The sequence below is a fragment of the Levilactobacillus parabrevis ATCC 53295 genome, from assembly GCF_001434055.1.
Taxonomy (GTDB): Bacteria; Bacillota; Bacilli; order Lactobacillales; family Lactobacillaceae; genus Levilactobacillus; species Levilactobacillus parabrevis.
Window position 1 is genome coordinate 25,047 of the sequence record NZ_AZCZ01000001.1, and the last position, 12,538, is coordinate 37,584.

The 12,538-nt window shown below is 50.6% G+C and carries 8 protein-coding genes; 5 read left to right on the forward strand and 3 right to left on the reverse strand.

Annotated elements, in window-relative coordinates; translation table 11 throughout:
* The first annotated feature begins 114 nt into the window (after window positions 1–114).
* Window positions 115–1,572 (forward strand): ABC transporter substrate-binding protein/permease, encoded by a 1,458-nt coding sequence (locus tag FD07_RS00125; RefSeq protein WP_373878997.1) that lies wholly within the window; start codon window positions 115–117, stop codon window positions 1,570–1,572.
* Window positions 1,565–2,305, forward strand: coding sequence for an amino acid ABC transporter ATP-binding protein (locus FD07_RS00130; RefSeq protein ID WP_020088314.1), 741 nt, complete (start codon window positions 1,565–1,567; stop codon window positions 2,303–2,305). Before FD07_RS00125 ends, FD07_RS00130 begins: the two co-directional genes overlap by 8 nt.
* A gap of 262 nt (window positions 2,306–2,567) precedes the next feature.
* Here the strand turns inward: FD07_RS00130 and FD07_RS00135 are convergent, their stop codons facing one another.
* From FD07_RS00135 to ccpA, 3 genes are all read right to left on the reverse strand, one after another.
* Window positions 2,568–6,956, reverse strand: a complete 4,389-nt coding sequence (locus tag FD07_RS00135) for a leucine-rich repeat protein (RefSeq protein WP_020088315.1) — start codon at window positions 6,954–6,956, stop codon at window positions 2,568–2,570.
* Between the two features lie 388 nt (window positions 6,957–7,344).
* The gene (locus FD07_RS00140; RefSeq protein WP_020088316.1) at window positions 7,345–8,178 is read right to left on the reverse strand and encodes a hypothetical protein; all 834 of its coding nucleotides are present in this window, start codon (window positions 8,176–8,178) and stop codon (window positions 7,345–7,347) included.
* A 350-nt stretch (window positions 8,179–8,528) separates the two neighbouring features.
* The gene (gene ccpA, locus FD07_RS00145) at window positions 8,529–9,530 is read right to left on the reverse strand and encodes a catabolite control protein A (protein WP_020088317.1); all 1,002 of its coding nucleotides are present in this window, start codon (window positions 9,528–9,530) and stop codon (window positions 8,529–8,531) included.
* A gap of 216 nt (window positions 9,531–9,746) precedes the next feature.
* On the opposite strand from ccpA, the gene FD07_RS00150 reads away from it, so the two are divergent.
* The 3 genes from FD07_RS00150 to FD07_RS00160 all read left to right on the forward strand — a co-directional run bounded on the left by FD07_RS00150 (window position 9,747) and on the right by FD07_RS00160 (window position 12,533).
* Window positions 9,747–10,844 carry a M24 family metallopeptidase gene (locus tag FD07_RS00150; protein WP_020088318.1) on the forward strand — a complete coding sequence of 366 codons (1,098 nt, stop codon included), beginning with the start codon at window positions 9,747–9,749 and terminating at the stop codon, window positions 10,842–10,844.
* Between the two features lie 498 nt (window positions 10,845–11,342).
* On the forward strand, window positions 11,343–11,672 hold the full coding sequence (locus tag FD07_RS00155) for a toxin-antitoxin system HicB family antitoxin (protein WP_020088319.1): 330 nt from the start codon (window positions 11,343–11,345) through the stop codon (window positions 11,670–11,672).
* Between the two features lie 12 nt (window positions 11,673–11,684).
* The gene (locus FD07_RS00160) at window positions 11,685–12,533 is read left to right on the forward strand and encodes an SPFH domain-containing protein (protein ID WP_020088320.1); all 849 of its coding nucleotides are present in this window, start codon (window positions 11,685–11,687) and stop codon (window positions 12,531–12,533) included.
* Window positions 12,534–12,538 lie beyond the last annotated feature (5 nt).

Genomic DNA, 12,538 nt, shown 5'->3' on the forward strand with positions numbered 1-12,538 from the left:
CATGTATAAAGATAAATTTATCAAAATAAAACTTGTATAAATAAACGAAACCGGCTATACTCAAATACATCATCACATATAGAGGAGCAAGCCATTATGAAAAATAAATTAATTATGGCCATCGCATTGGTGATGGCGCTCGTTGCCGGATGGACCGCCACCACGACAACGGCACAAGCCGCCACCGATGATTCGCTGGCCCAGGTTCAAAAAAGTGGAAAATTAGTCATGGGAACTTCCCCCGACTACCCGCCCTATGAATTCCAAGCAACCGTTCACGGCAAAAGCCAAGTTGTCGGGATGGACGTTGCGGTTGGGAAGAAGATTGCCAAGGACTTAGGCGTCAAGTTAGTCGTTAAGTCCATGTCCTTTGATTCCCTGTTGGTTGCCTTACAAACGGGTAAGGTCGACATGGTCATCTCCGGGATGAACCCAACGCCCGCTCGGCGGAAGAACGTCGACTTCACCCACACCTACTACCAAGGTGGATACAGCATCGTCATCAACAAGAGTGACAAAGGCATCTATAAAGATAAGGATTCCTTCGTGGGCAAAACCATTGGGGCCCAAACCGGTTCTACCATGTACACCGAATCCAAGAAGCAGACCAGTGGGACGACCGTTAAAGGGATGACCTCCGTTTCTGACTTGATTTTAGGTTTGCAGAGTCACAAGCTGCAAGGGGTTGCGATGGAAAAGCCATCCGCCCAGGCTTACGTGGCCAACAACAAAGAATTAGCTATGATTCCAAGTAACTTTGATTTGAGTGCATCTGACACCAGCGCTTCCGTTGCGTTTGCCAAAGGCTCCACTTCACTGGTCGCCGCAGCCAACAAGTCCGTCGATCAGATCAGAAAGCAAAACCTGGTCAACAAGACTTACCTCCCCGCTGCTGGGAAATACTTAAAGACCAACACCGTCAACACTAGCATGCTCCACTACTGGAAAGCCTTCCTCAAAGGGATCGAATACACGTTGATCATCACCGTATGTTCCGTCTTCTTCGGGTTCATCCTCGGGGTACTCTTATCCCTCGCACGGATGGCACAGGGTGGCGTCTTCGCCACTGCCTTACGGTGGTTAGCAACAGCCTACGTCGAATTCATTCGGGGCACGCCTATGATGGTCCAAGTTATGTTCGTTTACTTCGGCCTAGGACTCATCGTTAACCTCCCTGCGTTAACTTCTGGGATTATCGCCATTTCACTGAACTCTGGTGCTTACATCGCCGAATACATTCGTGGGGGAATCAACTCCGTGGACAAGGGCCAAACAGAAGCTGCTCGGAGCCTGGGGATGACCAAGGGTTACACCCTGCGTTACGTTGTCTTACCACAAGCCCTAAAGAACATCTGGCCATCACTGGGTAACGAATTTATCACGTTGATCAAGGATAGTTCCATCGTCTCCATCATCGGGGTCTCCGAACTGATCTTCCAAAGCAACATTGTGCGGTCCGACACCTACAGAGGGGTAGCGCCAATCGCCGTCATCATGGTTCTCTACTTCATCATGACCTTTACCGCCTCACGGATCTTAAACCACTTCGAAAGGAAGATGCAACATGACTAAACCAATTATTGAGGTCAAGGACCTCGCCAAGAACTTCGGCGACAACCAAGTCTTAAAGAACATTTCAGAACAAGTCAATCCCGGTCAAGTGATCGTCGTCATCGGTCCTTCCGGTGGTGGGAAGAGTACCTTCCTGCGGTGCCTCAACTTGTTGGAAACCCCAACAAGTGGTGAAGTTGACTTCGATGGTCAAAACCTAACGACCTTGGACACGAAGAAGGTCAACACGTTACGGGAACAAATGGGGATGGTTTTCCAAAACTTCAACCTCTTCCCCAACATGACCGTCTTAGAAAACATCAAGTTGGCCCCCATGAAGGTTAAGAACATCAGTGACGCCGACGCCACCAAGCGCGCACACGAACTTCTCCAACAAGTTAACTTGGATGACCATGCCGATGCCTTTCCTACCAGTCTATCCGGTGGGCAAGCACAACGGGTCGCCATTGCACGGGCCCTCGCGATGGACCCCAAGGTCATGCTGTTCGATGAACCAACATCTGCTTTGGACCCCGAGATGGTCGGTGAAGTCCTGAACGTTATGCAGGACCTGGCCCAACAAGGGATGACGATGGTCGTGGTCACCCACGAAATGGGCTTTGCCAAGTCCGTGGCCGACCGCGTCTGGTTCATGGCCGATGGCTACATTCAAGAAAATAACACGCCGGAAGAATTCTTCAGCAACCCACAAACTGAACGGGCGCAAGACTTCCTCTCCAAGATCTTGATGTAGACCAGTTACTTTAAAATTCAACACACACGTCTCTCGGGAGGTCAGCTCAGTCATGAGCTGACCTCCTTTTAGTCCCCCTACTCTTTACTAATGTCATTCTCGGGGATTCTGTCGCACGATTCGACCGATCTTAATTAAGTCTTCAGGTCAATGCTGCGATAACTTTCTTTGGTATGAGAGAATACTTATCCCGCCTGAAAACAGTCAGAACGCAAGAAGCCCCAGCCGTAAACATACCGGCTGAGGCTTCTTCTCATCGTGTTTAGTTGTGGCGCTTCTTCCGATACCCAAATAGGCTCAAACCACCCACTAGAAGGCCTAGAGTGGCCCACCATGGGGTTGTCGCCTCATTGGTCTGGGGCAACGTTGTTTGCGTTCTGTCGTCCTGACGAACATCCCGCTTAGCCTGCAAGTTCACTGTAGCCGCCTTGATTGGCGTAACCTGCTGCCCTAGCTGAGAATCCTTGATATGAGCACCGGCTCCGCTGGTCACGTACCGTCCAGAAATATTAGCCGGGTTCTTAATGCTGATATCAATTCCCGGTCTAATTGTCGCCCCACTGCCACCATCGCTGATGACTTCGTGGTCGATATCATCGGGATCCTTCGGCGTATTCGGATCTGTTGGGTTGGTGGGATTTGTGGGATCTGTTGGGTCAACCGGATCGGTCGGATCAACTGGGTCCGTGCCACCACCAGAGTTGCCACCGTCACCATTTCCACCACCGGTCGTCTTTGCCACGACTGTCAGCAGAACCGTAGTCGTCGCGTCATTTCCGTAGCGTAAGGTGACCTGATAGGTGCCAGGAGTGGCCAAATCAGCCGTCCCCAAGTCCAAAGTGATCTCGCTGCTGTCAACAGCTTGACCGTTAGTATCCGTGGCCGCCGCCTTAAAATCACTGACGGTCGGTGCCGCATCCCCCACAGTCATGGTGTAGTTGCTTCCAGTCACGGTCGCAGGAACTGCCTTAATCGTCAGTGACCCCAACGTTGCACTGCCAATTTGGTAGTTGGCATTGAGGTCATTCGTATTCAGAACATAAGCATACACACCAGCAACGACTCCCGGCGCCCGCGTCACCGTCAATCCAGAATCAGTGATCGGATTGCCATTACCATCAACAATGGTCACCACAGCCGCTGGTTCTTTTGTCCCGGCAGCCATGGTTTGATCAGCAACTGTGACCGTCAACGGCGCCTTTTCAATCGTCAACGCCCCCAGTACTGGGTTGCTGGCAATCGTATAGTTCTCGCTCAGCTTCGAGGTATCCAGCTTATAGTTGTAAGTTCCCGCATTACTGCCAGCATCCCGCGTCACCGTTATACCAGAATCGGTGACATCATTACCCGCAGCGTCCTTAATGGTCACCGTAGCCGCTGGTTCTTTTTCACCATAGACCATCGACTGATTGCCCACAGTAACGGTCAACACAGCTGGTGCAATCGTCAACGTTGCAATCGACTTAGAACCGGTCCAATCGTAGTTAGAAACAGCCGGTGTCTCCGCAACCAACCGGTCCCACGCCGCTGGATTAACCACCACATCGTAGGTCCCGGCATTGACAAAGTCGGCGGCATTGTCATCGGTCAGGAGAACATGCTTGCCATTAGCATCCGTGTACGCCAGTGTGAGATCCCCATCCTTAAGTGTGTAAGGCAGGTCATTGCTCAGTTCGGCGCCGAAATTAGCCATGTTCAGCGTTGGCGTGTCCCCATTATAGGTCACCGTCTGATTCCCACTAACCGTGTAAGTCGCCGTCCGCTTCTCTACGGTCACCAGTGCCACGGCCGAATTACTCCCATAGCTGTACGTGACTTGGTAGGTTCCGGGTTTGCTCGTCACATCACCAGCCGCAACGACCACCGGATTGCCATCTGCATCAACGACCACTTTGCCATTTGCATCCAGCTGATTGATCTTAACCGTCAGGTCATCAATCGTCAGTGTCCCGCCACTCGGCGTAGTTGCACTCACCAGGTTATCACCCGGCTTCCAGCTATCGCCGTAAAAGACGGTGGCGTTATGCACCTTAATATCTGGATTATCCATCACGACTTGATACTGCCCGGTATAAGTGATGCCGTTATCGCTCATGGACCAATTAAACGTAAACTGATTAACACCAGCTGGCACATCAAACGTCCCGTCACTGTTGAGGGTGACGCCCGCCGTCAGATTACTAATATTACTCCTCGTGATGGCTTTGTCACCGAGCGCTACATTGAAGAGGTCAGACAGCGAAACATCCGGCTGCTTACCAACAAAGTAATAAGCATTCTGATTTAATGCCAGGCTGGAAGTCCCCGCGCCAGCGCTCAAATTGGTAATTTGATTGTAGCTAAAGGCGTTCGCCCCGACTTGATTAACAGTCGCTGGCAGACTGACCCCCGTCAATTGGTTGCCGTAGAAAGCCATCTGACCGATCGACGTCAAGGTTGCCGGGAAGAGAACCGAACCCGTCAAGTTATTGTAAATGAAGGCACTATCCCCGACCGTTTGCAGGCTTTCATTCAAGACCACACCGGTCAAGTTGTTAGCGGCAAAGGCTAAATTACCAATTTTCGTTAGATTCGTGGGCAACGTCAATTTCCCAGTCAAGCCCGCGTATTCAAAGGCCCCGTTACCGATAGCTTGCAGGCTCGTGGCTCCGGTCATATCGATGGTCTGCAGGGCTTGATCATAGGTAAATGCGTTAGTTCCAATGCTGACTAGATCAGCCGGGAAAATGATGCTCGGCAGACTCGTGGCAGACAGGAAGGCCTGATTGCCGATTGTTGTCAGATTAGTCGGCAACGTCACACTGGTCAACGCCGTATCATAGATAAAGGCACTGTTCCCGATGGTCACTGGTTGTGCCCCATCGGTAAAGATCACCGTACTTAGGTTATGGTTGGTACTGAAGGCAAAGTCCCCCAGCGTCGTCAAACTGGCCGGCAACGTTACCGTCGTCAAACCATTATCATTTTCAAACGCGTGCGCCCCAATCGTCGCCAAATTTCCGTTGGCCGCAAAGTTTAACGTGGTCAGCTGAGTATTCGCGGAGAAGGCACCATCCTGAATGGTGACCAAGCTCTCTGGTAGATCCAAGCTGGTCAAGCCATCGTAGGTGAACGCGTTCTCACCAATCGTTTGCAGCTGACTGCCAGCCGCAAAGGTCAAAGATGCTAAGTTACCATCTTGAATAAAAGCACTGTTCCCAATGGTCGTCACCCCTGCAGGAATCGTGACGCTTGTCAGCTCACCAATGGAAGCAAAAGCCTTGGTCCCGATTGTTTGCAGACCAGCTGGCAGTGTTAGTGACCCGATTTTCGTACTGAAGAAGGCATTGTCACCGATCGACGTTAACGCAGTACTATTGCTCAAATCAACCGTCGTCAGTGGATCGTATTCAAAGGTCCCGTTACCAATACTTTGTAAGTTTTTAGAAAAAGTGACATTCTCCAGCGGATTGCCACCAAAGGCCTGGTCGCCAAGTGTCGTCACACTATCCGGCAAAACCAGCGTGGTCAACCCATCAGCAAAGAACGCTTGGTTCCCGATGGTTTGCAACGTTTGGTTTTGGCTTAAATCAATGGTGGACAGGTTTCTCAGGTAGGAGAAGGCATTGTCCGCGATAGACGTGATGCCATTCTCAATAATTAAAGTTTTCAGATTATTAGTATTGCCATAAATGGAACTAAATCCAGCACCGATCCCCGTCACATTCAGGGTCTTACCATCGCTACCAGTTATCGTCGATGGGATAACCAGCGTATCCCCCACATCGTGATACGCACCAGTAATGGTGGCGGTTCCGTCAGTATTAACGGTATACGATAAATTGCTGGAATCTGCGACGGGCGTCGTTGTAGCGCTTAACCCCCGAAGTAAACTGCTGACGTCGCTAGGCATATCGCTACTGAAAGCTTCGCTACCGAGCAACGAACTGTTTACAGCAAGTTTGGCGGCAGTTAGCGGCAAGACTGAGTTACCATCGCCCAGTCCGGCCACATTAAAGTTAGCCATCTTCAGGGTGGTCCCCGAACCGATGTCTACCTTGGCATCTGGTACGTCTGGCACATTGAGAGCAGTCGCCCCATCACCAGTCGTCGCATCGCCTGGCTTTACCGGCGTCCCCGTGTTACCGCTACCATTTTCGCTAACTTCACCAGATTCCTGGTTGCCAGCAGATGTCGCACCAGCGTTATTGCCAGTGACGTTATCGTTCCCAGCAGCAGTGCTGGCATTTGTAGGCGTTCCAGCATCCCCACTGGTTGCCCCGCCACCGTTATTGGTGGTATCGCCTTTATTTTGGCTGGTCTGATTATCACTGGTTGACTCATCTGGGGTCACGTCTGCATTAACAGCCCCTTCAGAGCTGCCGTTTCCAGCGTCCTTATTTCCGGTCACATCAGGTGTTGTGTCACCTGTATTGCCCTGTTCACCTGATACCGTGGTATCCGTGGGTGTCTTCGGTAACGTGACCGTGCTGCTTGGATCAGCACTATCCCCACTTGCTTGTGTCGTCTCGGTCCCCGCTGTGATACTATCCGCGTGTGCCAACGTATCTTGGCCAACTGCAGTCCCCAAACCAATTGCAGCGACTGTAATCGCAGCGAAAACCCAGTGTTTCCCATCCTTGTACATCTTGTAGTGTTCTTTTACCGCCATGGTAATTGCTCCTCTCAAAAAGACCAGGCTAGCCAACCCAGCCGTCACCTCGCAACTTCAGGTAACGAACCCTTACTCTCAACTCAATATTTTAGCGACTGGCTTTATTTGTGCAACTAATCCTTGTTTATGCAACCAAGTTAGTCCCTCAACCTTATTAAATAGCCAATCGTCAAAATCAGCATTTCATTTATAGTTTAAAATAATTTATCTTATTTTATAACGGTTGCCTAGTTGGGGTCAATCAATTTTCTCAAAAAAGGTTAATTATTTTAACGATATTACCCCCTAATCAATTCGACAGGGGGTGTTGGGTTTTATCGGTTAATAAATTGTGCTAAAAAAGCCCGAGGCTATTCACCTCGAGCTTACATATTGGTTCAGATTGTTAGTCTTTTCGGAATGTTCGATGCCCCAGCATAACTAACAAACCCAGGACGATCTCAGCAACACCAGCAAAGATAATCACACCGATTCCGCTTCGGCCAACCGTAGTGATCATGCTCGTGACGGTTGCCGTTGACGCGGGAATTAGCGCTGGCAACAGGTAATACCCCACGCCACCGATAAGCCCCGTTAACAAGCCACCAAGTGCTAGGCCCGGTCCCAGACTGGCCATGACGTGACGCACGCTGAAAGCGTACATGACGGTCACAATTGCCAACAGCACCGTAGCAATCATCAGCCAGAAATCAAGCGTCTTGGCTCTCTGAATCTTCGCGGATGCCTGAATCATCGCTGGCGTACTGAAGGCTGCTTTCACAGTCTTCTGCGCTTCCTTCACCAGTGCAGTGGTCATTCCGGACGTTGCGGTGACGCCCATCGTCTGGGCTTGCGTACTGATCGCCGTCGCTAATTCCGAGCTGTCAATTGTAGTGGTAGCGGCCTGTCCATAGAGTTGCGCAACGCCCTGTGCCAAATACGGTTGCACAATTCCTGCCGTGACCGGACTTCCGCTGACGCCTAGACTCTCCAATTCATTATTGAGCTGATTGGTTACCTTTTGCCCGACGTTGGATCTGGAAACGACGCCAGCCGTATAGTTGGCGTTAAAGACCGTCACTTTCAAGCCAATCGACAGGGTAAAGAGCACCACCAAGACAGCTACCCACCGTGCCAAAGCAGGTCGGCGCTGATATGTTTGTTGTGGTTCTTGTGGTTGTTGCTGCGAGTTTTCTGACTCATCTGAATGATAGCGGGCCATCCGACTATTTTCACTCACCAACACCACCTCCAATTTGTCCAATCTCACACGGCAGTCAATCACAGTTTAGCCCTCTCCCTCACCTGTCGGCTTGGTAACGACTAGCCCTGCTAAAACACCGATTGACACCGTGCATAGTTGGTTATTATTGTAGCACATCCACATGGGATAAACGTTAAGCTGGGCTTAATTTTAGGCGAATCCTGCACTTGAGCTCTCGGATTAACCCCATACTGCCATAACTAGCTGAGTTCACCCTTAGTTCCGGTCAAACCGTGCAGGTTCCACAGTCCGCGTGGCTAAAATTCTATTTTTGTGCCAAACAAAAGGACCCGAAAGTCTCCTTTCGCGCCCTCTGTCGCAATCAACTACTTCGTTGAGCTGCGTTTCATCAAGCCATAAGGTAAGATGACCGTGTTTTCATCAACACTTTCGTTGTTCATTAACTTAGTTAACAACCGCATTGCTACGGCACCAATATCATAGAGTGGTTGGGTGATAGAACTCATCTTAGGCCGTACCAGCTCCGTTAACTTCGTATCATTACTGGTAATGACTTCGAATTCACCGGGAACATCAACACCGGCATCGGTCAAGCCGTTCATCACACCGGCAGCCAGTTCATCGTCACCCACAAAGGCAGCGGTAGCACCGGCAGCACTCAAAGCTGGTTCCAAAGATTGGCCGGCTTTGTACGTGTAATCCGTTTCAAAGACTAACTTGTCATCGTAAGCAATGCCAGCGTCTTTCAAGGCTTTCTTGTAACCTTTCAACCGGTAATCATGGTTGATTGCTTGCTTCATGGAGCCTGACACGAAGGCAATCTTTTGGTTGCCGTGGTCGATCAGGTTCTTCACAGCTTCCGCAACGGCCGCCACGTAGTCGATGTTAACGCTAGGTTGCGTCTTTTCAGCATCAACTGAACCGGCTAAGACAACTGGCGCCTTTGAACGACGGAATTCTTCGCGGAGTTCGTCGGTCACTTGGTTCCCCATGAAAATAATCCCATCAACTTGCTTGGCCATCAAAGTGTTCAACACTTGAACTTCTTTGCCGCCGTTTTCATCGGAGTTGGTCAGGATGATATTGTACTTGTACATCATGGCAATGTCATCGATCCCCCGTGCTAATGAAGAGAAGTAGGCGTTAGTCACGTCGGGAATAATCACCCCGATGGTCGTCGTCTTCTTACTTGCTAAGCCACGTGCAACGGCATTTGGCCGGTAGTCGAGTCGGTCAATAACCTCCAAAACTTTTTTGCGCGTAGCTGGTTTAACATTGGGATTGCCGTTAACAACCCGCGAAACGGTGGCCATTGAAACCGCCGCTTCACGTGCCACATCATAAATCGTAACTGTCTGTTTTTCCATAGCGAGAGCCCTTTCTTTCTTGTTTTGATTTGTTTTCATTCGTTTTCAAGCAACTTGACCAGTATACAGAATTGTTTTCATGGACGCAAGAGTGAAAACGCTTTCACATCAAAGAATACCTTATTTTCACAGAATTTTCAAGGCAGAACGCTTCATATTCTTAAATTAACCCCCTTTTGATGGTATACTAATGACATTAATTGAAGGGGTGATTTCATGACGAAACTCGAACAAATTCAGCAATGGACGGCAGAGCACCACGCCAGCATGACCTACTTAAGCAATCCCAAGACCATTCAGTACCTGACTGGCTTTGGCAGCGACCCAATCGAACGGGTCCTGGCCTTAGTGATCTTCCCGGACCAAGATCCATTCATCTTTGCACCGGCCTTGGAAGTAGAAGTGATCAAGGAGACCGGCTGGAAGTTCCCTGTCGTCGGCTACCTGGACCATGAGAATCCATGGGCAATGATTGCCGACCAAGTTAAGCAACGCCACGTGAATCCAGAACACATCGCTTTAGAGAAGGGCCAACTCCAAGTTGCCCGGATGGAAACCTTAGCTGCCCAATTCACCAGTCCCCGCTTCGACTTGGACATCACCACATTTATCGAACGGATGCGCTTAATCAAGTCTGAAGAAGAAATCAAGAAATTGGAAATCGCCGGCAAATGGGACGACTTCGCCTTTGAGCACGGCTTCGCAGCCGTTAAAGCTGGTAAGACGGAACAATCTGCCGTTGCCGAATTGCAATACGCTTTAATGAAGGAAGGCATTATGGAAATGTCCTTCGGGAGCCTGGTTCAAGCCGGTGCCCACGCCGCTGAACCACATGGCGCTACCAATGACACCAAGTTTGCTAACAACGAACTGATCCTCTTCGACCTCGGTACGGTCTATGACGGCTACATCTCCGACGCTTCCCGGACGGTGGCTCTGGGCACCCCTACCGCCAAGCAAAAGGAAATCTACGACGTCTGCCTGGAAGCCCAATTAACGGCTCAAGCCGCAGTTAAGCCCGGACTGACAGCTGCTGAACTGGACAAGATTGCCCGTGACATCATCACCAAGGCCGGCTACGGCGAATACTTCATTCACCGTCTCGGCCATGGGATGGGCATGAGCGACCACGAATTCCCATCCATCATGGAAGGCAACGACCTGGTCTTAGAACCCGGCATGTGCTTCTCCATCGAACCCGGAATTTACATCCCAGGGGTCGCCGGCGTCCGGATCGAAGACTGTGTCCACGTCACGGCTGATGGTAGTCTCCCATTCACCCACACTTCTAAGGAATTAACTTACGTGGGCTAGTTTCGCTTAAAACGTATCTCAATAACCCGTGAGCACTTGTCGAAAATGGCAGCTGCTCACGGGTTTTTACATCCACATTTCTCTGGAGACATTAGCATATAAAACATTTTACCTGGACTGTTCGTTGATTCCTTATGAATTCTGACGAGTCCATCTTGGTATCACTTTCCCAAACCGTTTGATGTCAATTCAAGCCACAATTGTAGCTGGAGGAGGTCAGGGATGGAGCCAGCCGTGACGACGATGTTAGACCGGGCGATTGACTCTTCCCGGCCTTACATCGTGGGACGCGGTTGGAGATACGCGGTCTTCGTAGCTTCAAGCCGAGCTGGAAGTCCGCTCTTTGGCTGGAAGCGTTCCCCACAGCAGGCGGAATCCCTGACAGCCGGAAGCGACAGATTTCCTCGAAGCCCAAGAACATGTTGGAAAGTTGCTAAAGTGATATCACCATGATATTATTAAGCTATCATCTTGGGAGGAGCATGAGGAGGCCACATTATGGCAAAAGAAAAACAAAAGCGTTTCCTACTTCGCATGGACGAGAGCCTTTTCGAAAAGCTTTCGCAAGCCGCCACCGCTGACGGCCGAAGCATTAACGCCTACATCGTCAACATTTTATCGAAGACGGCCACACCAGGAAACTGGGAATCTCGGCAGTTGATTGGTCGCACCGTACCGGGTACGGCTTTAGATGCTAAGACTGGTCTGGTGTTAGTCGCCGGCATTTACTATCGTTACTTATTGGAGCCGCGAGAAGCTCTAGACTTCACTGCGGAGTATACCATCATCGAAAGTAACGGGAATATCTTGACGTTCAAGAAAATTTGAGGAGGAGTCACTATGTTTGGGATTAGAATTGTGCATCAAAACAACGAGGGGTTAGTTGAAACTTTAGGAAAATACAAGCGCAGTGTCGCGCCCGGCGTTCATTTCTACTTGCCTGGGCTGCAAAAGATTCGGACGGTTGAGTTGGCCATGACGCCACTCGCCCTGCCCAACTATTCCGTTATCACCAAGGATAACGCCGACGTCTCCGCCAGTCTGACGTTGAACTACCACGTGACTAACTCCGTGAAATTCCAGTATGAAAACACGGACTCCGTGGAATCCATGGCCCAACTGGTCCGGGGCCACTTGCGAGACATTATCGGTCGGATGGATTTGAACCAAGCACTGGGCTCCACCGCCAAAATCAACCAGGAACTGGCCACCGCTATTGGTGATCTGACCGACACTTACGGGATCAACGTCGACCGGACCAACATCGACGAACTGACCCCTTCCGCTGCCATTCAATCCGCCATGGACAAGCAGCTGACGGCCGACAGAGAGCGGGTCGCCGCTATCGCCAAGGCTGAAGGGGAAGCAAAGTCTATCGAGCTGACGACGAAGGCCAAGAACGATGCCCTCATGGCAACGGCCACCGCCCAAGCCATGGCCACGAAGACCAGAGCGGACGCCGAAAAGTACCGGATTGACACGGTCAACTCCAGTCTAGAAAATGCCACGCCAGAATTCTTCGAAAACCAATCAATTTCAGCTTTCAGCGATTTGGCTAACTCACCAGCCAACGTGGTCGTGGTTCCCACCGACCACATCGCCGACCTGGGACAGATTCCAGCGATTGGCGCTGCCCTACGGAGCGGCTTGAAGACGCCGGAAGTACCCCTGCCAAAACCTAAAAAGTAGTTTTT

What these genes read in the sequence shown, in the direction of transcription:
- FD07_RS00125 (WP_373878997.1), top strand. Translation starts at nt 115, where the DNA reads ATGGCCATCGCATTGGTGATGGCGCTCGTTGCCGGATGGACCGCCACC.
- ccpA (WP_020088317.1), bottom strand. Translation starts at nt 9,530, where the DNA reads ATGGAAAAACAGACAGTTACGATTTATGATGTGGCACGTGAAGCGGCG.
- FD07_RS00135 (WP_020088315.1), bottom strand. Translation starts at nt 6,956, where the DNA reads ATGGCGGTAAAAGAACACTACAAGATGTACAAGGATGGGAAACACTGG.
- FD07_RS00160 (WP_020088320.1), top strand. Translation starts at nt 11,685, where the DNA reads ATGTTTGGGATTAGAATTGTGCATCAAAACAACGAGGGGTTAGTTGAA.
- FD07_RS00150 (WP_020088318.1), top strand. Translation starts at nt 9,747, where the DNA reads ATGACGAAACTCGAACAAATTCAGCAATGGACGGCAGAGCACCACGCC.
- FD07_RS00155 (WP_020088319.1), top strand. Translation starts at nt 11,343, where the DNA reads ATGGCAAAAGAAAAACAAAAGCGTTTCCTACTTCGCATGGACGAGAGC.
- FD07_RS00130 (WP_020088314.1), top strand. Translation starts at nt 1,565, where the DNA reads ATGACTAAACCAATTATTGAGGTCAAGGACCTCGCCAAGAACTTCGGC.